Source organism: Pseudomonas sp. TH41, assembly GCF_016650695.1.
GTDB lineage: Bacteria > Pseudomonadota > Gammaproteobacteria > Pseudomonadales > Pseudomonadaceae > Aquipseudomonas.
In genome coordinates, this window is the sequence record NZ_JAEKFH010000003.1 from 959872 (window position 1) to 983086 (window position 23215).

General features: G+C 58.7%; 21 protein-coding genes. 14 read left to right on the plus strand and 7 right to left on the minus strand.

The window, feature by feature from the left end; genetic code table 11:
• Nucleotides 1-202: 202 nt before the first annotated feature.
• On the minus strand, nt 203-883 hold the full coding sequence (locus JFU37_RS07115; RefSeq protein WP_201114470.1) for a tellurite resistance TerB family protein: 681 nt from the start codon (nt 881-883) through the stop codon (nt 203-205).
• A gap of 198 nt (nt 884-1081) precedes the next feature.
• On the opposite strand from JFU37_RS07115, the gene JFU37_RS07120 reads away from it, so the two are divergent.
• The 8 genes from JFU37_RS07120 (at nt 1082) to JFU37_RS07155 (ending at nt 11209) form a co-directional block, all read left to right on the plus strand.
• A complete protein-coding gene (locus JFU37_RS07120) occupies nt 1082-1996 on the plus strand; it encodes a LysR family transcriptional regulator (RefSeq protein ID WP_201114472.1) in 915 nt (304 codons plus the stop codon).
• A 102-nt stretch (nt 1997-2098) separates the two neighbouring features.
• Nucleotides 2099-3586, plus strand: a complete 1488-nt coding sequence (locus JFU37_RS07125; protein WP_201114484.1) for a gamma-aminobutyraldehyde dehydrogenase — start codon at nt 2099-2101, stop codon at nt 3584-3586.
• 187 nt (nt 3587-3773) lie between these two features.
• Nucleotides 3774-4925, plus strand: coding sequence for a putative ABC transporter substrate-binding protein YdcS (gene ydcS, locus JFU37_RS07130; RefSeq protein ID WP_201114487.1), 1152 nt, complete (start codon nt 3774-3776; stop codon nt 4923-4925).
• A gap of 180 nt (nt 4926-5105) precedes the next feature.
• Nucleotides 5106-6143, plus strand: coding sequence for an ABC transporter ATP-binding protein (locus JFU37_RS07135; protein ID WP_201114490.1), 1038 nt, complete (start codon nt 5106-5108; stop codon nt 6141-6143).
• Nucleotide 6144: 1 nt separating this feature from the next.
• Entirely contained in the window at nt 6145-7092 is a 948-nt protein-coding gene (locus JFU37_RS07140) for an ABC transporter permease (RefSeq protein ID WP_201114492.1), read from the plus strand.
• Complete coding sequence (locus tag JFU37_RS07145) at nt 7082-7891, plus strand: ABC transporter permease (protein WP_201114495.1); 810 nt, start codon at nt 7082-7084, stop codon at nt 7889-7891. Before JFU37_RS07140 ends, JFU37_RS07145 begins: the two co-directional genes overlap by 11 nt.
• Nucleotides 7892-8073: 182 nt before the next feature.
• Entirely contained in the window at nt 8074-9498 is a 1425-nt protein-coding gene (locus JFU37_RS07150) for a gamma-aminobutyraldehyde dehydrogenase (RefSeq protein ID WP_201114498.1), read from the plus strand.
• Between the two features lie 226 nt (nt 9499-9724).
• Nucleotides 9725-11209, plus strand: coding sequence for an APC family permease (locus JFU37_RS07155; protein WP_201114500.1), 1485 nt, complete (start codon nt 9725-9727; stop codon nt 11207-11209).
• A 44-nt stretch (nt 11210-11253) separates the two neighbouring features.
• On the opposite strand, the gene JFU37_RS07160 is transcribed toward JFU37_RS07155, so the two are convergent.
• Together JFU37_RS07160 and JFU37_RS07165 are read right to left on the minus strand one after the other, a co-directional pair.
• On the minus strand, nt 11254-11880 hold the full coding sequence (locus tag JFU37_RS07160) for an RloB family protein (RefSeq protein WP_201114503.1): 627 nt from the start codon (nt 11878-11880) through the stop codon (nt 11254-11256).
• A 2-nt stretch (nt 11881-11882) separates the two neighbouring features.
• On the minus strand, nt 11883-13136 hold the full coding sequence (locus JFU37_RS07165; protein WP_201114506.1) for an AAA family ATPase: 1254 nt from the start codon (nt 13134-13136) through the stop codon (nt 11883-11885).
• Between the two features lie 435 nt (nt 13137-13571).
• On the opposite strand from JFU37_RS07165, the gene JFU37_RS07170 reads away from it, so the two are divergent.
• From JFU37_RS07170 to JFU37_RS07180, 3 genes are all read left to right on the plus strand, one after another.
• The gene (locus JFU37_RS07170; RefSeq protein ID WP_201114509.1) at nt 13572-14084 is read left to right on the plus strand and encodes a BRO-N domain-containing protein; all 513 of its coding nucleotides are present in this window, start codon (nt 13572-13574) and stop codon (nt 14082-14084) included.
• 253 nt (nt 14085-14337) lie between these two features.
• Nucleotides 14338-14586, plus strand: a complete 249-nt coding sequence (locus tag JFU37_RS07175; protein ID WP_201114524.1) for a CopG family ribbon-helix-helix protein — start codon at nt 14338-14340, stop codon at nt 14584-14586.
• Nucleotides 14564-14854 (plus strand): type II toxin-antitoxin system RelE/ParE family toxin, encoded by a 291-nt coding sequence (locus tag JFU37_RS07180; RefSeq protein ID WP_201114526.1) that lies wholly within the window; start codon nt 14564-14566, stop codon nt 14852-14854. Before JFU37_RS07175 ends, JFU37_RS07180 begins: the two co-directional genes overlap by 23 nt.
• Nucleotides 14855-14905: 51 nt before the next feature.
• Here JFU37_RS07180 and JFU37_RS07185 read toward each other — a convergent pair whose 3' ends face one another.
• Nucleotides 14906-15091 carry a hypothetical protein gene (locus tag JFU37_RS07185; protein ID WP_201114528.1) on the minus strand — a complete coding sequence of 62 codons (186 nt, stop codon included), beginning with the start codon at nt 15089-15091 and terminating at the stop codon, nt 14906-14908.
• A gap of 392 nt (nt 15092-15483) precedes the next feature.
• Between JFU37_RS07185 and JFU37_RS07190 the strand changes: the two genes are divergently transcribed.
• On the plus strand, nt 15484-17109 hold the full coding sequence (locus tag JFU37_RS07190) for a glucan biosynthesis protein D (protein ID WP_201114530.1): 1626 nt from the start codon (nt 15484-15486) through the stop codon (nt 17107-17109).
• Nucleotides 17110-17250: 141 nt separating this feature from the next.
• Here the strand turns inward: JFU37_RS07190 and JFU37_RS07195 are convergent, their stop codons facing one another.
• The 3 genes from JFU37_RS07195 to JFU37_RS07205 form a co-directional block, all read right to left on the minus strand.
• Complete coding sequence (locus tag JFU37_RS07195; RefSeq protein ID WP_201114533.1) at nt 17251-18357, minus strand: NADH:flavin oxidoreductase/NADH oxidase; 1107 nt, start codon at nt 18355-18357, stop codon at nt 17251-17253.
• Nucleotides 18358-18581: 224 nt separating this feature from the next.
• Nucleotides 18582-20291 carry a single-stranded-DNA-specific exonuclease RecJ gene (recJ, locus tag JFU37_RS07200; RefSeq protein ID WP_201114542.1) on the minus strand — a complete coding sequence of 570 codons (1710 nt, stop codon included), beginning with the start codon at nt 20289-20291 and terminating at the stop codon, nt 18582-18584.
• Nucleotides 20292-20356: 65 nt separating this feature from the next.
• A complete protein-coding gene (locus tag JFU37_RS07205) occupies nt 20357-20899 on the minus strand; it encodes a YaeQ family protein (protein WP_201114544.1) in 543 nt (180 codons plus the stop codon).
• 147 nt (nt 20900-21046) lie between these two features.
• Between JFU37_RS07205 and JFU37_RS07210 the strand changes: the two genes are divergently transcribed.
• Together JFU37_RS07210 and JFU37_RS07215 are read left to right on the plus strand one after the other, a co-directional pair.
• Complete coding sequence (locus JFU37_RS07210; protein ID WP_201114546.1) at nt 21047-22246, plus strand: CaiB/BaiF CoA transferase family protein; 1200 nt, start codon at nt 21047-21049, stop codon at nt 22244-22246.
• Nucleotides 22227-23153: a TIGR02285 family protein gene (locus tag JFU37_RS07215; protein WP_342214918.1), complete on the plus strand. Its 927-nt coding sequence runs from the start codon at nt 22227-22229 to the stop codon at nt 23151-23153. Before JFU37_RS07210 ends, JFU37_RS07215 begins: the two co-directional genes overlap by 20 nt.
• Nucleotides 23154-23215: the final 62 nt, after the last annotated feature.

Genomic DNA, 23215 nt, shown 5'->3' on the forward strand with positions numbered 1-23215 from the left:
CGTTTCAAATGCTGCGGAGTATAGCCGAGGGCGGTGTTTCATTTATAAGACGTATGCGCACCCCGTCTCATCTCGACGAGAAACGCCGGGATCGGTGTAAAAAAGTCAAAAGATCGCAGCCTGCGGCAGCTCCTACAAGGGAGTGCATTCCAATGTAGGAGCTGCCGCAGGCTGCGATCTTTTGATCTGTAAAGGGTGCCGGTTAAATCGAAGCCTGGCGCACCTGCTTCTCAAGTTCAGCCTTCAACCCCGGCTCGAGCTTCAACTGCCGCGCCAGTTCATCGAGGTAGGACTTCTCCATGAAGTTCTCCTCATCCACCACCATGACACTGGCGACGTACATCTCGGCCGCCATTTCCGGGGTGCTCGCAGCGCGGGCGACGTCAGTCGGGTCCAGTGGTTTGTTGAGTTCGGCGTGCAGCCAGTGCTGCAACGCCTGATCGTTATCGAGTTTGCTGAACTCGCCTTCAATCAACGCGCGCTCACGCTCATCGACGTGTCCATCCGCCTTGGCGGCAGCCACCAGCGCCTTGAGTATCGCCTGGCTGTGCTGCTCGACCTGCGCTGCCGGCAAGCGGTCAACCGTTTGCGGTTCGCTCTTCGACGCCGTGCCCTGCTGGGCCTGCCAGTTGCCGTAGGCCTTGTAGGCAATGACGCCTAACGCGGCGAGGCCGCCGTAGGTCAGCACCTTCCCGCCGACACTGCGCCCCTTCTTGCTACCCAGTAACAGCCCCATGGCGCCGGCGGCGAGCGCGCCGCCGCCAGCCCCCGAGAGCAAACTGCCAAGTCCGCCGGACACCTTGTTCTGATGACCCTTCGCCTTGTTCTGCAACAGGTCCTGGCCAGACTTCAGTAGCTGATCGAGCAATCCACGGGTGTTCATTTACTGCCTCCACGCATTCGGGTTAACCGGGCGAATAAGGTCACCAGCCTAGATCGAAAGTGCCCGACGGCTTCCAGCGAGTGTGCTTCCAGATGTTGCTTGCCTATTGCGCCCAGCCAAGGCTTCGGGCTGGGCCATCGATTAAAAAGATATACACTCAGGCGAATCGATAAAAACCGCCCACCGGGTACTTTTCCCATGATGACCTTGCGTCAGATTCGTCACTTCATCGCCGTGGCCGAGACCGGCTCGATCTCCGCCGCCGCGCAAACCGCGTTCATTTCCCAGTCAACCCTGACCCTGGCGATCCAGCAACTGGAGCAGGAAATCGGTGTAAGCCTGTTCAACCGCCACGCCAAGGGCATGACGCTGACCCACCAAGGCCATCAATTCCTGCGCCAGGCGCACCTGATTCTGGCCACCGTGGACAACGCCAAACGCAGCCTCCAGCAGAGCACCGACCAAGTGGCCGGGCAGTTGATTGTCGGCGTGACCAGCCTGGTGGCCGGTTATTACCTGGCGGATTTACTCACCCGTTTTCAGCGCGCCTATCCCAACGTCGAAATCCGCGTGATGGAGGACGAACGGCCCTACATCGAGCATTTGCTGGTCAGCGGCGAGATCGATGTCGGCGTGTTGATCCTGTCCAACCTCGAAGACCGCCACGCCCTGCAGACTGAAGTCTTGACGCACTCGCCCCATCGCCTGTGGCTGCCAGCTCAGCATCCCTTGCTGGAACACGACAGCATCAACCTCGCCGACGTGGCCCGGGAGCCGCTGATTCAGCTGAACGTTGATGAAATGGACCGCAACGCTCACCGCATGTGGAATGGCGCCGGCCTGCAACCGCGCATCACCCTGAAAACCGCCTCGACCGAGGCCGTACGAAGCCTCGTCGCGGCGGGTTTGGGCGTGTCGATCCAGCCAGACATGACCTACCGACCGTGGTCACTGGAGGGCGACATCATCGAAGCACGCTCCATCGCCGACCTGAGCCAGACCCTCGACGTCGGCCTGGCCTGGCGTCGCGGCACCGCGCGCCCGGCGCTGGTGGACCCGTTTCTGACCGTCGCCCGCGAGCAACCCCACGGCGGGCGCAAGCCATCTATTTAATCGAACGCCACCTTCAGTATTTAGTATTTGTCGACCTCGGGTCTGCGCACTAGTCTTGATGCATCTATATAAGACGGCCGGGCCCCAGTCACAGGGAGCAGCATGGCCACACAAGAAAAGAGAACCCGAAAAATGGCTGGCGCGCACACCCCGTTGTTCACCGCTCTATTGATCGATGGTGAATTAGTTGCCGGCCAGGGCGTTGTCGAGCCAATCCTCAACCCGGCCACCGGTGAAGTGCTGACGCAGATTGCCGAGGCCAGCACCGAACAAGTCGAAGCGGCGATCCTCGCGGCCCATAATGCGTTCGCCAGTTGGTCACGCACCACGCCGCAGCAACGTTCGAACCTGTTGCTGGACATCGCCAACGCCATCGAAAAAAACGCCGACCTCCTCGCCCGCCTCGAATCGCTGAACTGCGGCAAGCCGTTGCACCTGGCCCGTCAGGACGATTTGAGCGCCACCGTCGATGTGTTTCGCTTCTTCGCCGGCGCCGTGCGCTGCCAGACCGGTCAGCTCAGCGGCGAATACCTGCCGGGCTACACCAGCATGGTCCGCCGCGATCCGATTGGCGTGGTGGCGTCGATTGCGCCGTGGAACTATCCGATCATGATGGCCGCATGGAAAATCGCCCCCGCCCTGGCCGCTGGCAACACGCTGGTGTTCAAACCGTCCGAACACACGCCATTGTCGATTCTGGCCTTGGCGCCAGCGCTGGCGGAAATACTGCCGCGCGGCGTGATCAATATCATTTGTGGCGGCGGCGAAGGCGTTGGTAGCCATTTGGTCAGTCACCCTAAAGTGCGCATGGTGTCGTTGACCGGCGATATCGTCACCGGACAAAAAATCCTCCAGGCCGCCGCAAAAACCCTCAAGCGCACACACCTCGAACTCGGCGGCAAGGCCCCGGTGATCGTCTGCAATGACGCCGACATTCAAGCCGTGGTCGAAGGCGTGCGCACTTACGGCTATTACAACGCCGGCCAGGATTGCACCGCCGCGTGCCGCATTTATGCACAAGCCGGGATTCATGACCGCTTGGTGGCCGAACTCGGCGCGGCGGTCAGCAGCCTGCGCTTCGCCGGTAAACGCGATGCCGACAACGAAATCGGCCCGCTGATCAGCACCCGCCAGCGCGATCGCGTGGCCAGTTTTGTCGAACGCGCCCTCGGCCAGCCACACATCGAGCGCGTGACCGGCGCGGCGGTGCATTCCGGCGCCGGCTTCTATTACCAGCCGACGTTGCTGGCCGGGTGCAAGCAGAGCGATGAAATCGTCCAGCGCGAAGTGTTCGGACCGGTCGTTACCGTGACCCGTTTCGATGCACTCGAACAGGCGGTGGACTGGGCCAACGACTCGGAATACGGCCTCGCCTCCTCGGTCTGGACCCAGAACCTGGACAAGGCGATGCAAGTCGCGGCGCGTTTGCAGTACGGCTGCACTTGGATCAACAGCCACTTCATGCTGGTCAGCGAAATGCCCCACGGCGGCCTGAAACGTTCGGGCTACGGCAAAGACCTGTCCAGCGACTCGCTTCAGGACTACAGCGTGGTGCGGCACATCATGGCGCGCCACGGAGAGCATCTCTGACTACGCTAATAACAAGCCGCTAACGGCCAATGTAGGAGCGAGCTCGCTCGCGATGAACGCAAGAGCGGCGCGTTTATTCAGGAAACGCTCGTTATCGTTCACGACCATCGCGAGCAAGCTCGCTCCTACAGCATGCTTCACCACGTTCACAACTGCCCCGACCATAATTAAAGAAGAGGGAAATCCCATGTTCGTGCACAAGACCGCACTGCTCAGTGCAATCACCACGGCGCTGCTGGCCAGTGCCAGTATCCAGGCCGCCGAACCGCTGAAAGCTGTCGGTGCCGGCGAAGGTCAGCTGGATATTGTCGCCTGGCCCGGCTACATCGAACGTGGCGAGAGCGATAAGGCCTATGACTGGGTGACCGGTTTCGAGAAGGAAACCGGCTGCAAGGTCAATGTGAAAACCGCCGCGACCTCCGACGAAATGGTCAGCCTGATGGCCAAGGGCGGTTATGACCTGGTCACCGCGTCGGGCGATGCGTCGTTGCGGTTAATCGTCGGCAAGCGTGTGCAGCCGATCAACACGGCGTTGATTCCGAACTGGAAAGGCCTCGACCCGCGTCTGAAAGATGCGCCGTGGTACGTGGTCAACAAGCAAACTTTCGGCACCCCGTATCAGTGGGGACCGAACGTGCTGATGTACAACACCAACGTGTTTAAAACCGCGCCGACCAGCTGGGGCGTGGTGTTCGACGCGCAAAACCTGCCGGACGGCAAGCCAAACAAGGGCCGCGTCCAGGCTTACGACGGTCCGATCTACATTGCCGACGCGGCGCTGTACTTGAAAACCACCAAGCCGGAACTGGGCATCCAGAGCCCGTACGAACTGACGGAAGCCCAGTACAAAGCCGTGCTCGATCTGTTGCGCGCCCAGCAGCCTTTGATCCACCGCTACTGGCACGACACCACCGTGCAAATGAGTGACTTCAAGAACGAAGGCGTGGTCGCGTCCAGCTCCTGGCCGTATCAGGTCAACGGCCTGATGAACGAGAAGCAGCCGATCGCGTCGACCATCCCGAAAGAAGGCGCCACCGGTTGGGCCGACACCACCATGTTGCACGCCGAAGCCAAACACCCGAACTGCGCTTACAAGTGGATGGACTGGTCGCTGAAACCGAAGGTCCAGGGCGACGTAGCGGCGTGGTTCGGTTCGCTGCCAGCGGTTCCCGCGGCGTGCAAGGAGAGCGAGTTGCTCGGCGCAGAGGGTTGCAAAACCAACGGTTTCGACCAGTTCGAGAAGATCGCCTTCTGGAAAACCCCGCAGGCTGAAGGTGGCAAATTCGTGCCGTACAGCCGCTGGACCCAGGATTACATCGCGATTATGGGCGGCCGTTAAGCCCCCGTGTAGGAGCGAGCTTGCTCGCGATGGTCGTTAACGATCACGCGGACATCCTGAATGAACGTGTCGACCTGACATTCTTCGCGAGCAAGCTCGCTCCTACAACAGATTCCCCGCTTTTTCAGAAGTCCAGGCAGGGCCGCTGCGACGGCCTTCGCCTTTTTGGAGCACCGCATCATGACGCTTGCAGTCCAGTTCACCAACGTTTCCCGTCTATTCGGCGAAGTGAAAGCCGTAGACCGGGTTTCCATCGACATCCAGGACGGCGAGTTTTTCTCCATGTTGGGCCCTTCCGGCTCGGGCAAAACCACGTGTTTGCGCCTGATTGCCGGTTTCGAACAACCGAGCGCAGGCTCCATCCGGATTCATGGCCAAGAAGCTGCCGGCCTGCCGCCCTATCAGCGTGACGTCAACACGGTGTTCCAGGATTACGCACTGTTCCCGCACATGAACGTACTCGACAACGTCGCCTACGGTTTGAAAGTCAAAGGCGTCGGCAAGGCCGAACGCCGGAAGCGTGCCGAAGAAGCCCTCGACATGGTCGCCCTCGGTGGCTACGGCGAGCGCAAGCCCGTGCAATTGTCCGGCGGCCAGCGCCAGCGTGTGGCCCTGGCTCGAGCCTTGGTCAATCGCCCTCGCGTGTTGCTGCTCGACGAGCCACTCGGGGCGCTGGACTTGAAGCTGCGCGAGCAAATGCAGGGCGAGCTGAAAAAGCTGCAACGCCAACTCGGCATCACCTTCATCTTCGTCACCCACGACCAGACTGAAGCCTTGTCGATGTCCGACCGCGTGGCCGTATTCAATAAGGGTCGCATCGAGCAGGTCGACACGCCGCGCAACCTCTACATGAAGCCAGCGACCACCTTCGTCGCCGAATTCGTCGGCACCTCGAACGTGATTCGCGGTGATCTGGCGAAGCAGTTGAGCGGCAATCCACAGCCGTTTTCGATTCGCCCGGAGCACGTGCGTTTCGCCGAAGGCCCGTTGGCCAGCCACGAGATCGAAGTCAGCGGCTTGCTGCATGACATTCAATACCAGGGCAGCGCCACCCGCTATGAAATGAAACTGGAAAACGGCCAGACCCTGAACATCAGCCAGGCCAACGTGCAGTGGCTGGACGTCAGTGCCCAACACCAGACCGGGCAACGCATCAGCGCACGCTGGGCGCGGGAAGCGATGATCCAGCTGCATGACACCGTTGTTGGCGGGGTGTGAAATGAACACCTTGGCAATCTCTCAACACCCATCCGGCGGCTCGCCGTTGCGCAGGTTTTCCAACCTGCTGTATCGCCGACCGAATTTTTACCTGTCGCTGCTGCTGGTGCCGCCGCTGCTATGGTTCGGCGCGATCTATCTCGGCTCGCTGTTGGTTTTACTGTGGCAAGGTTTCTACACCTTCGATGACTTCACCATGGCGGTCACACCCGATCTGACCCTGGCGAACTTCGCGGCGCTGTTTCAGCCATCGAACTTCGACATCATCCTGCGCACGCTGAGCATGGCGATTGTCGTGTCGATCGCCAGCGCCATCGTTGCGTTCCCGATTGCCTACTACATGGCGCGTTACACCACCGGCAAAACCAAAGCGTTTTTCTACATCGCGGTGATGATGCCGATGTGGGCCAGTTACATCGTCAAGGCTTACGCCTGGACGTTGCTGCTGGCCAAGGGAGGCGTCGCACAGTGGTTCGTTCAACACCTCGGGCTAGAGCCGGTTTTGCAGTTTGTGCTGGGCATTTCGGGCGTGGGCGGTAGCACGTTGTCGACCTCGCACCTGGGGCGGTTCATGGTGTTCGTCTACATCTGGCTGCCCTTCATGATCCTGCCGATCCAGGCGTCGCTGGAACGCTTGCCACCCTCCTTGCTGCAAGCCTCGGCCGACCTTGGCGCCAAGCCGCGCCAGACCTTCATGCAAGTGATTCTGCCACTGTCCATTCCAGGCATTGCCGCCGGTTCGATCTTTACCTTTTCGCTGACCCTGGGCGACTTCATCGTGCCGCAACTGGTGGGCCCGCCGGGCTACTTCGTCGGCAGCATGGTTTATGCCCAGCAAGGCGCGATTGGCAATATGCCGATGGCCGCCGCGTTCACGCTGGTGCCGATTGTGTTGATCGCCGTCTACCTGACCATCGTTAAACGACTGGGGGCCTTCGATGCACTCTGAGAAAGCTTCTTTAGGCTTAAAAATCGCAGCCTGGGGCGGGTTGGTGTTTCTGCACTTCCCGATCCTGATCATCTTCATGTACGCCTTCAACACCGAAGACGCGGCCTTCAGCTTTCCGCCCAAGGGCTTCACCCTGCACTGGTTCAGCGTAGCGTTCTCGCGGCCCGACGTGCTGGAGGCGATCAAGCTGTCGGCCGAAATCGCCGCCATCGCGACGTTGATCGCGATGGTGCTCGGCACCCTCGCGTCGGCGGCGTTGTACCGGCGGGATTTCTTCGGCAAACAAGGCATTTCGCTGATGTTGATCCTGCCGATTGCCTTGCCGGGGATCATCACGGGTATCGCGCTGCTGGCGACCTTCAAGACATTGGGCATCGAGCCGGGGATGTTCACCATCATCGTCGGCCACGCAACCTTCTGCGTGGTGATCGTCTACAACAACGTCATCGCCCGTTTGCGCCGCACCTCGCACAGTTTGATCGAAGCCTCGATGGACCTCGGTGCCGACGGTTGGCAGACCTTCCGCTACATCGTCCTGCCGAACCTCGGCTCGGCGTTGCTGGCCGGCGGCATGCTCGCGTTTGCCCTGTCGTTCGACGAAATCATCGTCACCACTTTCACCGCCGGCCATGAACGCACCCTGCCGTTGTGGCTGCTCAACCAGCTCAGCCGCCCACGAGACGTGCCGGTGACCAACGTCGTCGCGATGCTCGTGATGATGGTGACCATGCTGCCGATTCTCGGCGCCTATTACCTGACCCGTGGCGGCGAAAGCGTCGCGGGCAGTGGCGGGAAATAGCTTGCAACTCATTTGTGGTGGAGAAACGGTTTTGTGTAGGAGCGAGCTTGCTCGCGAAGGACGTGAGGGCGCTGCGTTCATCCAGGCGGCCCTCGTCATCGTTAACGTTCATCGCGAGCAAGCTCGCTCCTACAAATGGCCAGTTTCCAAAGAAAAATAATGGATTCGAAGAGGACAATGCCATGCAAACCAAATTACTGATCAACGGCCAACTGCTCGACGGCGAAGGCCCCGCCCAACCCGTGTTCAACCCGGCCCTCGGTCGGGTGCTGGTGGAAATCAACGAAGCCAGCGAAGCCCAGGTCGATGCCGCCGTGCGCGCCGCCGATGCCGCCTTCGACAGCTGGTCGCACACCCCGCCAAAAGAGCGTTCGTTGCTGCTGCTCAAACTGGCTGACGTCATCGAAGCCCACGGTGAAGAGCTGGCCAAACTGGAATCGGACAACTGCGGCAAACCTTACAGCGCCGCGCTGAACGACGAAATCCCGGCGATTGCCGACGTGTTCCGCTTCTTCGCCGGTGCCAGCCGTTGCATGAGCGGCTCGGCGGGCGGTGAATACCTGCCGGGCCACACCTCGATGATCCGCCGTGATCCGGTGGGCGTGATCGCCTCCATCGCGCCGTGGAACTACCCGTTGATGATGGTCGCCTGGAAAATCGCCCCGGCCCTCGCCGCCGGTAATACCGTGGTGCTCAAGCCGTCGGAACAAACCCCGCTGACCGCCCTGCGTCTGGCCGAACTGGCGTCGGAGATTTTCCCGGCCGGCGTGCTCAACCTGGTATTCGGCCGGGGTCCTACGGTGGGCAGCCCGCTGGTCACGCACCCGAAAGTGCGCATGGTGTCGCTGACCGGTTCGATCGCCACCGGTTCGAACATCATTTCCAGCACCGCCGACAGCGTCAAACGCATGCACATGGAACTGGGCGGCAAGGCCCCGGTGATCATCTTCGACGACGCCGACATTGACGCTGCGGTGGAAGGCATCCGCACCTTCGGCTTCTACAACGCTGGCCAGGATTGCACCGCCGCTTGCCGCATCTATGCGCAGGAAGGTATCTACGACCAGTTCGTCGAGAAGCTCGGTGCGGCCGTCAGCAGCATCAAATATGGCTTGCAGGATGATCCGTCGACCGAGCTGGGTCCGCTGATCACCGCGCAACATCGCGACCGCGTGGCCGGGTTTGTCGAGCGGGCCGTGGCGCAGCCGCACATCCGTTTGATCACCGGTGGCAAAGCGGTGGACGGCAATGGCTTCTTCTTCGAGCCGACGGTGTTGGCCGACGCGCAACAGGACGACGAAATCGTGCGTCGCGAAGTGTTCGGGCCGGTGGTGTCGGTGACCAAATTCACCGATGAAGCGCAGGTGCTGGGCTGGGCCAATGATTCGGACTACGGCCTGGCGTCGTCGGTCTGGACCTCGGATGTCGGCCGTGCGCATCGCTTGTCGGCACGCTTGCAGTACGGCTGCACCTGGGTGAACACGCACTTCATGCTGGTCAGCGAAATGCCCCATGGCGGTCAGAAATTGTCCGGTTATGGGAAAGACATGTCGATGTATGGGCTGGAGGACTACACCGTCGTACGGCATGTGATGTTCAAGCATTAAAAAACATCGCGAGCAGGCTCGCTCCCACAGTTGATCGCATTCCCCTGTGGGAGCGAGCCTGCTCGCGAAGGCGTCACCTCGGTTTCAAGGTCGAAACCGGCATTACGCACCACCAGGTTTCAACGCAGACAAACAAAACAATAACCACCGATCCGGGCAGCGCCGTCATGGCCCCGCCACGGTTTCGGACATCCGAAATCTGCCGATTTTCCGGAGCTTACACACCATGAGTGCACTACCCGAACTCTCTGCATCCGCTGCCGACAGCGATGCCGAGCAACTACGTAAACTGGGTTACACCTCGAACTTCAATCGCAGCATGAGCCTGTGGGAAAACTTCGCCCTGGGCTTCACTTACCTCTCTCCGGTCGTAGGGGTTTATACCCTCTTCGGCCTGTGCCTGGCCGCTGGCGGGCCACCGATGTTCTGGGCTTATTTGCTGGTCGGTTGCGGCCAGTTGCTGGTGTGCCTGATCTTCGGTGAAGTGGTCTCGCAGTTCCCTATTTCCGGCGGCGTTTACCCGTGGGCTCGTCGCTTGGTGGGCAAACGCTGGGCGTGGATGGTCGGCTGGATCTACTCCATCGCCCTGTGCGTGACCATCGCTGCGGTTGCCGTGGGTGCCGGTCCGTACCTGGCGGCCATGATGGGCTTCGAACCGAGTAACAACACCAACATCGTCATCGCCTTGTTCCTGACGCTGTTCGCTACCCTGGTGAACCTCAGCGGCACCAAAGTGCTGGCGCGCATTGCCATGTTCGGCTTCCTGTGCGAACTGGTCGGCGCGGTGATCGTTGGCGTTTACCTGCTGGTCTTCGAGCGTCATCAATCGATCAGCGTGCTGTTCAACACCTTCGATATCCGTGTCGATGGCTCTTATCTGCCGGCATTCCTGACTGCATCGCTGGCGGGGATGTTCCTGTACTACGGCTTCGAGGCCTGCGGCGATGTGGCCGAAGAAACCCCGAACCCGAGCAAGCAGATCCCGGTGGCCATGCGCATGACCATCTACATCGGCGGTATCGCCGCGATGTTCGCCTGCCTGGCGCTGATCCTCGCCGTGCCGGACATGCAAGCCGTGATCAACGGCACCGACAAGGACCCGGTCACCACCATCCTCAACAACGCCTTTGGCCCGGTCGGTTCGAAAGTAGTGATGGGTGTGGTGATGATTTCCTTCATCTCCTGCGTCATCAGCCTGCAAGCGGCGGCGAGTCGCCTGCTGTACTCCTACGCTCGGGATGAAATGGTCATTGGCAGCTCACTGCTGAAGAAGATTTCCCCTACGACACAGGTTCCGGTGGCGGCGCTGTTCGTATCCGGCGTCCTGCCGGGGCTGATCATTGTGCTGGGCTTCTTCCTGCAAGATGCGGTGGCAACCATCGTCAGCTTCGCGGCCATCGGTATCTACCTGGCGTTCCAGATGATCGTGCTCGGAGCACTCTATGCGCGTATGAAAGGCTGGAAACCGAGCGGCAAGTTCACCCTCGGTGCATGGGGCTGGGCCGTGAACATCGGCGCGCTGGTTTATGGCGTGAGCGCGATTATCAACATGGCCTGGCCGCGCACCCCGGATGCGGCGTGGTACATCAACTACGCCATGGTGCTGAGCACGGCGATCGTGATTGGTCTTGGCTTGCTCTATATGTGGCTCGGCAAACCGTATGACCACGGCACGGCGCCTGCTGGCGATGCTTGGAAGGTTAGTCGCTAACGTTGCTTGTCCAGCCCGCAGCGATGCGGGCTGGATTAGTCGTGTTAGATCGGTTGAGGTCTAGAGAGGGTTTCGAACTCGTCCATCAGCAGATGAATCTCGGTGCTGGGATTGGGTTCTCCACTGACGGCGACGTCCTCGATAATCTTTGGTGCTAAAACTCTCGCTCTGTCGAATAGCTCACCCAACAGTTGTAAAAAATAGTTGGTGTTTTCGCCCTTCTCATATTTATCCATGTTGGGTTTCTCTCTGAGACTCTTGGCCACCAGGTCGCCAGGAGAATGCTTCCCAACCGCTCGAAATGGCTTTCGATTGAAACCGAAGTGCAGGAGTAGCCAAAACTCAAAACAGGGATACGAGGCAATAACTTTGATTTTCGGATGCGACCTCGCCAGATTCATTGCTCGCTCAAAACACAGATGCGTATCGCGATCCAATACACAAAACACCTTATCGAAGCCTCTCTGGCGGGCGATGGCTATTTCTACAATGCCGCTTGGGTGCGTGACGCCGCAATGGGCAATTTCCACTTGAGCGTTGGCCCGGAAGTGAAATGCAGCCTCCTCCAGATATCGTTTTCCTGACTTGCTGTCTTCACAGAGGACCAGCACTTTGGGTTGAGGCTTGAACCGCGAGGCCTTTCGATCAAACAGCCGTATCGAACGCGCCATGCTCAACCCCGCCTTATCAGCGGCAACCCGCGATAACGTCCTTCGAAGTAGCGTTTCTCCACATCCTCGCCCTCTCGTCCTTCAAAATCGTGAACAGAAAAAAGGCAGGTTGCACCGTTAGCATCGCGTTCGGTGATCCAGAACTGATCACGTCGAAGTGCTTTGGCGCTCATAAGATGAGTATCGTGAGTGGTAAAGATCAGTTGAGTATCCAACCCACTGTCCAGGTGTTTCTCAATCAGGTCAGCGACTATTGAAGGGTGGAGGCTGCTGTCCAACTCATCGACAGAAAGTATCCCGCTACCATCGGCGTGGTTGATCATGAACCAAGGTAGCCAGAATCCAATCAGGTTTTTCGTGCCGCCGGACTCTTCGGAAAAATCAAATTCCGCTTTGCCTAGAAGACTCGTATGCGTGAGGGTCACTTTGTCTTTTTGGGCGGCTGCGAAGAACTCTTTCAGTGTGAGTTTTTTAGTGCGCTGAACAGACTCTGCGTCCTCGGTATTGAACTGGATGGCTGACACCGGGATATCCACTTCCTTTAGAAAGTCTCGTAAATCGCTCGTGTAGTCCGAGGCCATCCGTAGAAACCTGATGGACGCGGCTGATAACCCCATCATGTTGTTCTGCTCAATAACGAGTAGACCGGTTTGAAACCAGCTAAATGGCCTGCGCAACTGAGTCAGCTCTTCGCTACTGTTCGCAACCGCTTGCGAAATAAACAACACTTTGGGGCTCGTCAGGCGCTGCCAGGCATTGTGAACCTCTTTACCACCCTCAAGCTTTGAACCAAAAACATACTGCTCTCCCTCTTCCACAAAACGACGCTGGTACAGCAGCGTTTCTTTCCCTTTGGGGTAAGAGACCAGTTGCTCCTCGATAATCCGTTGCGCAGTCATGCGCAGAACAAACCGATATCGGAGCCCGTGTTGAATGAAGTTGTACTCAAAAAAACTGGGTTCGTTTTCAAGTCGCGGGTCAAAACGAAATGGCGAGACCGGTAGCGGTTCATCATTTGAGGGGGGCTGTGCTGTAAGCAGCTGCCCTATGATCCCCATCGCCCGGACAAGCGAAGATTTACCCGACGCATTCGGTCCATAGATCGCAGCCACCTTCAACAAATCCGGAAGTTTTTCTCCATTTACAGCCGGCGTGAAGATGTTGCGCTTTTTGCTTAAGCGCGGCGTCGCAGCCATGGAGAAGGTTTGCTTGTCACGGAAGGAGCGGTAATTGGAAACGGAAAATTCGATCAACATGTCGCGAACCCGCAGTTGATTCCTGAAAGAACAAAAAATAAAGGAAAAAACAGCAGTTCGGCGCAGCTGCACTGCAGATCATGCAAAAACAGGCAATTCCTACAGATCAAGCCTTCCAGAAATGACACCGATTCCTACAACACGCGGCGCCAGAGTAGACTTGGCGCCGCGAGCGCCTTGCAGATAGGCTTCACTTCGTCGCTGCAACATCAGCGACCCGGGGTCGAAGCCGGAATATCATCAACATGGCGCATCCGCGCCCCCATATGAACTGGGGCATTTTTGCCTTTCAGCTTCTCTTTATGGCGGGCCGTGTGGCGCGGGCCTCTCGGCTTCATGTTGATCGAGAATGTTCCGACTTCGAACGCCACATGGTCCGCCACCCAAATCTGTCGAAGGATTAGTGGCGGCTCCTTTTCAACATGGAGTCGAATAATGCTTAAGCACACGCTAAATCCGTCTGAAATCCATCCTCATTTCACCCCAACCGTCTTTACCCGCCACAACCGATTCCTCCACACGCTCATGCAAGACAATCAGGCCTGGTTCTGCGTCCATGACCTCGGTCGCTTGATGGGACGCCCGATGGACCAACGCCTCACCCTGAAACTCGACCCAGATCAACGCCGATACGTTTGGCTGCTAAAAAACGGCAAAACAGTCGAAGCACTGATGGTCAGCGAATCAGGGATGTACGCACTTCTAGTCCACCATTTCATCCCGGAAAACCGGAACCTGCGCCAATGGTTGAGCAACGAAGTCATGCCAATGCTGCGTAATGCGGAGGTGGCGCCTGTGGACAACATTCCTAGCCTGAATTCGTTGCAATGGGCCGGGATCTCGGTGCCGCTACTGCATTGGCAGCATCAGGCCTGGATCAAATGGCGGGATATGCCTGATCTGATGCAGGTACAGCGGCCGTTCACGATCCTGGGTACGTGTAGCTGAAAGCAGGATGAATTAGCGGGAGAAAAGCAGCCCGGTGAGCGAGCCTCCGGGGGATGCTTGGAGGTTGTTTGCCCCGGTGCCATCAATGGCAGCGGGGCACTCATTGCATTTCGAAATACATCACCTCCTCCCGTTCTTCTTCCGCCCGCTAAGATTTCTTCAAACCAATGCACGGCGACCGGTTGACGAACAAGTCGGTAAGACCTAGGGTGTTTACGTCGTTTACAACGTATACATTTCTAGGAGAGCCACCATGGCCTCACCCGTTTTGTCTTTTCGAGTTGAAGAAACGCTGGCCCAACAGCTGGATAATCTGGCAGCGGCCACCGATCGAGACCGTCAGTACCATCTCAAGCGTGCATTGGTTCGATATGTAGAAGCCGAGTCATGGCATCTGCAAGCCATAAGCGATGGCATAGAAGACGCCGACGCAGGAAAACTTACCGATCTGGATGCCGTAAAGGCTAAGTGGGCAAAACGTGCCGAGCGTAGTACTGACTGAAAAAGCAGAAAGTGACCTCGACTCTATTCATGAGTATTACCAAGGCGCCCTTGGCGCTGATGCCGCTTTCGAGGTAATAGCGATTTTTCTGCAATCCTTCCATCAGCTAGAGCGGTTCCCAGGTTCAGGAAGGCCCTCTGTAGTGCCAGATGTACGCGAATTAGTATTCGGCCGTTATCCATTCATCGCTCCCTATCGACTGATGCATGGCCAGATACAGATACTGCGTGTTTTGCACCAACGGGCAGAGCGATCGCAGAATTGGTAATAGGCGACATTCAGCCGTGACACTATCGCCACGGCTGAACGGCGTACCTCCTCAAAACCGCGAAACACTCCGCATCGCATCCACCAGACACCGCATCGCAATTCGGTCACTCTCCGACAAGTCCCGATAACGCTCCACCAACGTCAACTCCTCTGAACTGAGTCGACGCCTTCGTCGCCCGGTCGCCAGGCACGGAAGGATTCCCAACATTTCGGTGATGCTTCGTACTTTCGTCATGGACGATGTCCTTTTATAAGCCCGAGAAAACTTCAAAAAACGCATCGCCCTCTCCTTTTTGTCAGTCGCCGGCCTGAAGGGCAAAAACCGGTCATGACCACAGAATAGAAACTATCCGGGCGCTGAAAAGCGATTTTTAGAGTAATTAATCAAAAAAAGCAGAAATGCCCTATAAATCAGAAAACTCTGTGGGAAACGTTAACCGAAACGTCTTGTTTCATTGCCGCGCCATCGCCATGCAATCAATCATTTTTTCTCTGCCACCGAACGGTCTAAGCTATTTGGCATCTGTTTAATGTCCGTTGCGTTTGGCCGAAGGCATGTCCGAACCGTTATTTCAGATCCAGCACGTGCCAGGAACGGCGCGGGATTGTTCACGACAGGTTGTACTTATGCACCGCAGAAATTTGCTCAAAGCATCCATGGCCATTGCGGCTTATACCGGTTTGTCGGCCACCGGCCTGCTGGCCGCACGCGCTTGGGCGGGGAATGGCGCGGCGGATGGCGAGGCTCAAGCGTTCGACTTCGAAGCGCTGAAAATCCAGGCCAAGCAGCTCGCCGGCAATCGCTATCAGGACACCAAGCAAGTGCTGCCGCCGACGCTGGCGACCATGACGCCGCAGAACTTCAACGCGATCCAGTACGACGGCAATCACTCGCTGTGGAATGAGTTGAACGGTCAGCTGGATGTGCAATTCTTCCACGTCGGTATGGGATTCAAGCAGCCGGTGCGCATGTACAGCGTCGATCCGAAGACGCGCCAGGCTCGCGAGGTGCATTTCCGCCCGTCACTGTTCAACTATGAAAAAACCACGGTCGACACCAAACAGCTCACGGGCGACCTGGGGTTTTCCGGGTTCAAGCTGTTCAAGGCACCGGAGCTGGATAAGCACGACGTGTTGTCCTTTCTCGGCGCCAGCTATTTCCGTGCGGTAGACGCCACAGGCCAGTACGGACTGTCGGCGCGCGGTCTGGCGATCGATACCTACGCCAAGAAGCGTGAGGAATTTCCCGACTTCACCAAGTTCTGGTTCGAGACGCCGGACAAGGACAGCACCCGCTTCGTGGTCTACGCCCTGCTGGATTCGCCGAGCGCCACTGGCGCGTACCGTTTCGATATCGACTGCCAGGCCAATCAGGTCGTCATGGGCGTCGATGCCCACATCAATGCACGCACCGCCATCGAACAACTGGGCATCGCGCCGATGACCAGCATGTTCAGTTGCGGCACCCATGAGCGGCGCATGTGCGACACCATTCACCCGCAAATCCACGACTCGGATCGCCTGGCCATGTGGCGCGGCAACGGCGAATGGATCTGCCGGCCACTGAACAACCCGGCCACCTTGCAATTCAACGCCTTCGCTGACACCGACCCAAAAGGTTTCGGCCTGGTGCAGACCGATCACGAATTCGTCAGCTATCAGGACACCGTCGACTGGTACAGCAAGCGTCCTAGCCTGTGGGTAGAACCGACGACTGCGTGGGGCGAAGGCTCTATCGATTTGTTGGAAATTCCTACAACCGGCGAAACCCTCGATAACATTGTCGCGTTCTGGACGCCGAAAAAACCGGTCGCGCCCGGTGATTCCCTGAACTATGGCTACAAGCTCTACTGGAGCGCCCTGCCACCGGTCGGGACGCCGTTGGCGCGGGTCAATGCGACCCGTTCGGGCATGGGCGGTTTCGTCGAAGGCTGGGCACCGGGCGAGCATTACCCGGAAGTCTGGGCTCGTCGCTTCGCCGTGGACTTCACCGGTGGCGGTCTCGATCGCTTGCCGGAAGGTGCGGCGATCGAGCCGGTGGTCACTTGCTCGAACGGGCAGGTGAAAGATTTCAACGTGTTGGTGCTCGATGACATCAAGGGTTACCGCATCACGTTTGACTGGTACCCGACCAATGACAGTGTGGCGCCGGTGGAGCTGCGGTTGTTCATTCGCACCCATGACCGGACGTTGAGTGAGACCTGGTTGTACCAGTACTTCCCGCCGGCGCCGGATAAGCGCAAGTACACCTGACGGCAAAATCAAAAGATCGCAGCCTGCGGCAGCTCCTATATGGGGTCACATACCTTTGTAGGAGCTGCCGCAGGCTGCGATCTTTTGATGTTAAAAAGCCCCGATCACATTGACCGGGGCTTTTTGTTTTTACCGCCTCATTCAGTCACGCAAATCCGACTCATGAATCGGCTGATCACGATGCGTCGCCCGCTGATACTGCGCCGGCCAGATCGCCTTGTGCCCACCCAGATCATCATCGGCATGCAGCGGCCAATACGGATCCCGCAGCAGCTCTCGGGCAAGGAAGATGATGTCCGCCTGACAGGTGCGCAGAATGTGCTCGGCCTGGGCCGGTTCGGTAATCATTCCTACCGTGCCGGTGGCTATGCCTGACTCCTTGCGCACACGTTCGGCGAAGCGGGTCTGATAACCCGGGCCTGTAGGAATCTCGGCGTTGGCCGCTGTACCGCCCGACGAGACGTCAATCAGGTCCACACCCAAGTCTTTTAGGCGCCGTGCCAGCTCGACGGTTTCATCGGGGTTCCAGCCATCTTCTACCCAGTCGGTGGCCGACACCCGCACGAACAACGGCAATTCTTCAGGCCACACCGCGCGCACCGCTTCGGTGACTTGCAGTACCAGCCGAATTCGATTCTCGAACGAACCCCCATATTGATCGCGTCGCTGATTACTCAGGGGCGACAGAAACTGGTGCAGCAAATAACCGTGGGCAGCGTGTATTTCAACCACTTTGAAACCGGCGACCAAGGCCCGTTTTGCCGAGTCGACAAAGGCCTGAATGACCTCGGCGATCTGGCTTTCATCAAGCTGCTTCGGTGCGGTGTGCTGGGGGTCGAACGCAATCGGCGAAGGACCGACCGGAGTCCAGCCGCCATCTTCCGGCTTGAGGCTACCGTGCTTGCCGAGCCACGGCCGATGGGTACTGGCCTTGCGTCCGGCGTGAGCCAGCTGAATGCCGGCGACAGCGCCTTGAGCGGCGATGAAACGGGTGATGCGTTGCAGGGGTTCGATCTGTTCATCGTTCCACAAGCCGAGGTCTTCGGCGGTGATGCGTCCATCGGCGGTGACCGCCGTGGCTTCGGTGAACACCAGTCCGGCGCCACCGGCAGCGCGGCTGCCGAGGTGCACCAGGTGCCAGTCATTGGCCAGCCCATCGACGCAGGAATACTGGCACATCGGTGACACGGCGATGCGGTTGAGCAGGGTCAATTGGCGAAGGGTATAGGGTTCAAGCAGCAGACTCATGGGGCACCTCTCGAATCAGTGGGCAGGCTCCAGGGTTCTGTTTGAAAAGTCGACGAGTGACAGGAAAATGGTGCAGCACCCGCCCCCGCGGGCAAAAAAATAAGACAAGACGTCACAAGGATTATCAAGCAGTGCTTAGAGCCTAGTCGACAACGGGCATGAGTGGGGGGTTCAAGAAAAGATCGCACCTGTAGGAGCTGCCGAAGGCTGCGATCTTTTGGGGCTCAACGCGGTTCGATGTGGGCAATCATCAACTGCACGGTCTCGTTCCCTCGAAACTCGTTGAGGTCGAGCTTGTAGGCCAATTCCACCCACCTGATGGTCGGGTTCGGCCAGATATCACGGTCGATGCCAAAGGCAATGCCGTCGAGTTTGACCGAGCCACATTCACTTTTGAGCACCACTTTAAGGTGCCGCTCACCGACGACACGCTGCTCGACCAACTGAAACACGCCATGGAACAACGGCTCCGGAAAGTGCTGCCCCCAAGGTCCGGCATGGCGCAACGCGCGGGCCAGTTCCAGGTGAAACTCCTCGACCGCCAGGGTGCCGTCCGACAGCAAGCGCCCGGTCAGGTCCTCTTCGCGCAATTGCCTACGCACCTCAGCGTCAAAGGCTTCGGCGAACAACGGAAAATTCGCTTCGGGCAACGTCAAGCCGGCCGCCATGGCATGACCGCCGTACTTGCTGATCAGGTTGGGATGCTGTGCCGCCACGACGCTCAAGGCGTCGCGAATGTGGAAGCCCTGAACCGAACGTCCCGAGCCCTTGAGCATGCCATCGCCCGCATCGGCAAAGGCAATCGTCGGACGGAAATAGCGCTCTTTCATACGCGAGGCGAGGATGCCGATGACACCCTGGTGCCACTCCGGATCAAACAGGCACAGGCCGAACGGCATCGATTCGACCGGCAAGTCCTTGAGCTGAGCCAGCGCCTCACGCTGCATGCCCTGCTCGATGGATTTGCGGTCCTGGTTCATGCCGTCGAGCTGGACCGCCATTTCCCGCGCCATACCGGCATCGTCGGTGAGCAGGCATTCGATGCCCAGGCTCATGTCATCCAGCCTTCCTGCCGCGTTAAGGCGTGGGCCGACGATAAATCCCAGATCGGTGGAGGTGATGCGCGCAGACTCACGTTTGGCCACTTCGAGGATCGCCTTGATCCCCGGCCGCGCACGTCCGGCACGAATCCGCTCAAGTCCCTGGTGCACCAGAATCCGGTTGTTGGCATCCAGCGGCACCACGTCGGCGACGCTGCCCAGGGCCACAAGGTCCAGTAACTCGCCGATGTTCGGCTGAGGCTGGCTCTCGTACCAGCCCAGAGCGCGCAAGCGCGCACGCAGGGCCATCAGCACATAGAAAATCACCCCGACGCCGGCCAACGCCTTGCTCGGGAAGTCGCACCCCGGCTGGTTCGGATTGACGATGGCATCGGCCAACGGCAGTTCATCGCCGGGCAAGTGGTGGTCGGTGACCAATACCTGGAGCCCGGCCTTTTTCGCCGCCGCCACGCCCTCGACACTGGAAATACCATTGTCCACGGTAATCAGCAGCTGGGGTTGACGTTCCAGCGCCACCGCCACGATTTCCGGCGTCAGGCCGTAGCCATACTCGAATCGGTTTGGCACCAGGTAGTCGACGTGCGCCGCCCCCAGCAGACGCAAGCCCAACACGCCCACGGTACTGGCGGTCGCGCCATCGGCGTCGAAGTCGCCAACGATCAGAATCCGCTGCCGTTGTTCGAGCGCCGTCACCAGCAAATCCACGGCAGCATTGATGCCTTTGAGTTGCTGGAACGGAATCAGCCGCGCCAGGCTCTTGTCCAGTTCAGCCTCGGACAGCACGCCCCGCGCCGCGTACAGACGGGTCAGCAGCGGCGGCAGATCACCGAGGAATGGCAGGGTGTCGGGCAACAGGCGAGGTTCGATGCGCATGGGGTGACAGGTGCTTCTCTTGAATACGTAGGATAAAACCGGAAAACGCGAACGATCGGCGAAAATCAGCCGCGTTCGCCGCTCAGCCACTGCAACTGGACTTCGTGTTGACCACGGTCGTCGGTGACGAAGATTGTCCCTTCGCTGATCATCACGTCCCACTTGATAACGCGGGGCATGTCCTTGGCCAGGGTTTCCAGGATTTCCTGCGGCACGGCAGCGATGTGCACGTTTTTCAGGTTTTTGATCGCCGGAATCACTTTGGTTTCCCAGACGCGCAGGCTGCCGTAGGCCAGCAAGCTGGTGCGCTCGGTGCGGCGGGAGCACCAGGTCAGGCGATCAGCGTCTGGCTGACCGACTTCAATCCAGTGCAGAACACGGTCATCCAGGCTCTTTTCCCACAGAGCGGGCTCATCCACGTCTGACAGACCGCGACCAAACGACAGCTGCTCGTTGTACCAGAACGCGTAGGCCAGGAGCCGCACGGTCATGCGCTCTTCGGTTTCCGAAGGGTGACGGGCAATGGTCTGCTTCACTGTCTCGTAAACACTGCGGTCGAGGTCGGTGAGGTTCAGTTCAAACTTGTAGGTCGTGGACGGCTGGGCCATGAACGGGCTTCTTGATACGAGGAAAGGCGGCAAGTCTAACCGATGCGGTAGGCAATCAACGAATTGAAGGCGATCAACCTTGGTCGACTGACGTTCGGCTATGTTAAAACGCTCTATCAGCTCAGCCTTCGTCCTACAGGATCCAGCATGCCGCTCACCGGAAAACCGCTCTCAGGTCTGAAAGTCATTGAATTGGGTACGTTGATTGCCGGCCCGTTTGCCTCACGCATTTGCGGCGAATTCGGCGCCGAAGTGATCAAGATCGAATCCCCGGACGGCGGTGATCCGTTGCGCAAATGGCGCAAACTGTATGAAGGCACCTCGCTGTGGTGGTTCGTCCAGGCGCGCAACAAGAAGTCCCTGACCCTGAACCTCAAACACCCGGACGGCCTGGCAATCCTGAAAAAACTGCTCGGCGAAGCGGACATCCTGATCGAGAATTTTCGCCCCGGCGTGCTGGAAAAGCTCGGGCTTGGCTGGGACGTCTTGCACGCACTGAACCCGAAACTGGTGATGGTGCGACTCTCGGGCTTCGGCCAGACCGGGCCGATGAAAGATCAGCCTGGGTTTGGCGCGGTCGGGGAGTCCATGGGCGGCTTGCGTTACATCACCGGCTTCGAAGACCGTCCGCCGGTGCGCACCGGGATTTCCATCGGCGACTCGATTGCCGCGCTCTGGGGCGTGATCGGGGCGTTGATGGCTCTGCGTCATCGCGAGGTCAACGGTGGCCAGGGGCAAGTGGTGGACGTGGCGTTGTATGAAGCGATCTTCGCCATGATGGAAAGCATGGTTCCGGAGTTCGACGTCTTCGGTTTCATCCGCGAACGGACTGGCAACATCATGCCGGGCATCACGCCCTCTTCGATCCACACCAGCGCCGACGGCAAACATGTGCAGATCGGCGCCAATGGCGATGCGATCTTCAAGCGCTTCATGCTGATCATCGGGCGCGAAGACCTGGCCAACGATCCGGTACTGGCCAGCAACGATGGCCGCGATACCCGTCGCGACGAGATTTACGGCGTCATCGATCGCTGGGCCAACTCGCTGCCGCTGGACACGATCATTGAACAGCTGAATCAGGCCGACGTGCCGGCCAGCCGGATCTTCAGCGCGGAAGACATGTTCAACGATCCGCAGTATCTGGCTCGGGAAATGTTCCTGAAGGCCAAATTGCCGGACGGCAAAGACTTCAAGATGCCAGGCATTGTGCCGAAACTATCAGAGACACCGGGCACATCGGAATGGGTCGGACCGCAACTGGGCGAACACAATGCGCAGGTACTTCACGATCTTGGCTATGACAAGGGACAGATCGCAAAGCTGCGTGAAGACGGGGCCATCTAAGCTGAAACGGCTGCTGTCATCAGCGCTCTATCACACTCGCAACTGGCGTGCAGTCGCGGCTTTCGCGCTATTGGCCGGATTGACCACAGCCGTTTCGGCGCAGCCCAAAGACACCTTGATCTGGTTATTGCGCGACCTGCCGCCCACGATGATTTTCGAAGGGCCGAAAAAAGGTCAGGGTGTCATCGATCAAATGTTGCCGCTGCTGATCGCCGGTATGCCGCAATACAACCACACCCTGATGCGGGTCAACCGCGCCCGCGGCATGCAGATGCTCCACGAAGCGTCGTTCACGTGCGACCCCTCCCTGGTCTGGACCAAGGAGCGGGAACAATGGATTGCGTTCTCGATTCCAGCCTTTCGTGCCGTGAGTAATGGCTTGGTGATCCGCCAGGAAAATCGATCGCTTCTGGAACCCTTCCTGATCGACAGCGAAGTCGATCTGGCGGCGCTGCTGGCGAGCGGCGGGAAGAAAGTTGGCGTGGTCGCCGAGCGCAGTTACGGGCAGCTTCTCGACGCCCTGCTGCGACAGGCTCCACCCGGCGCCTTGACGCCCCACTACGGCAACGACGCCCTCGGCAGTCTGTTGCAGATGCAACGCTTGGGTCGTTTGCAGGTGGTATTGGGTTATTGGCCAGAGATCCGCTATCAGGCCCAACAGAAAAACATCAGCGACGAGCAACTGGTGTTCTATCCGGTCAAGGGCACGGGCCCCTACCTGTCCGGGCATATCGGCTGTTCCAATACCGGCCAAGGTCGACAGGCGATCAGCGAGATCAACCAGCTATTGCGCACCATGCCCCATGAGCGACTGGATCGGCTGTATGCCGACTGGCTCGATCCACCAAGGCGCAGCGACTACCTGGAAGCCGCCAAGGCTTTTTTTGAGCATCAGGCCAAGCAGTGACAAATCGCGGACAAAAGAAACCCCGAGAAGTGGGGAGACGACTCGGGGTCAAACGTGGCCTA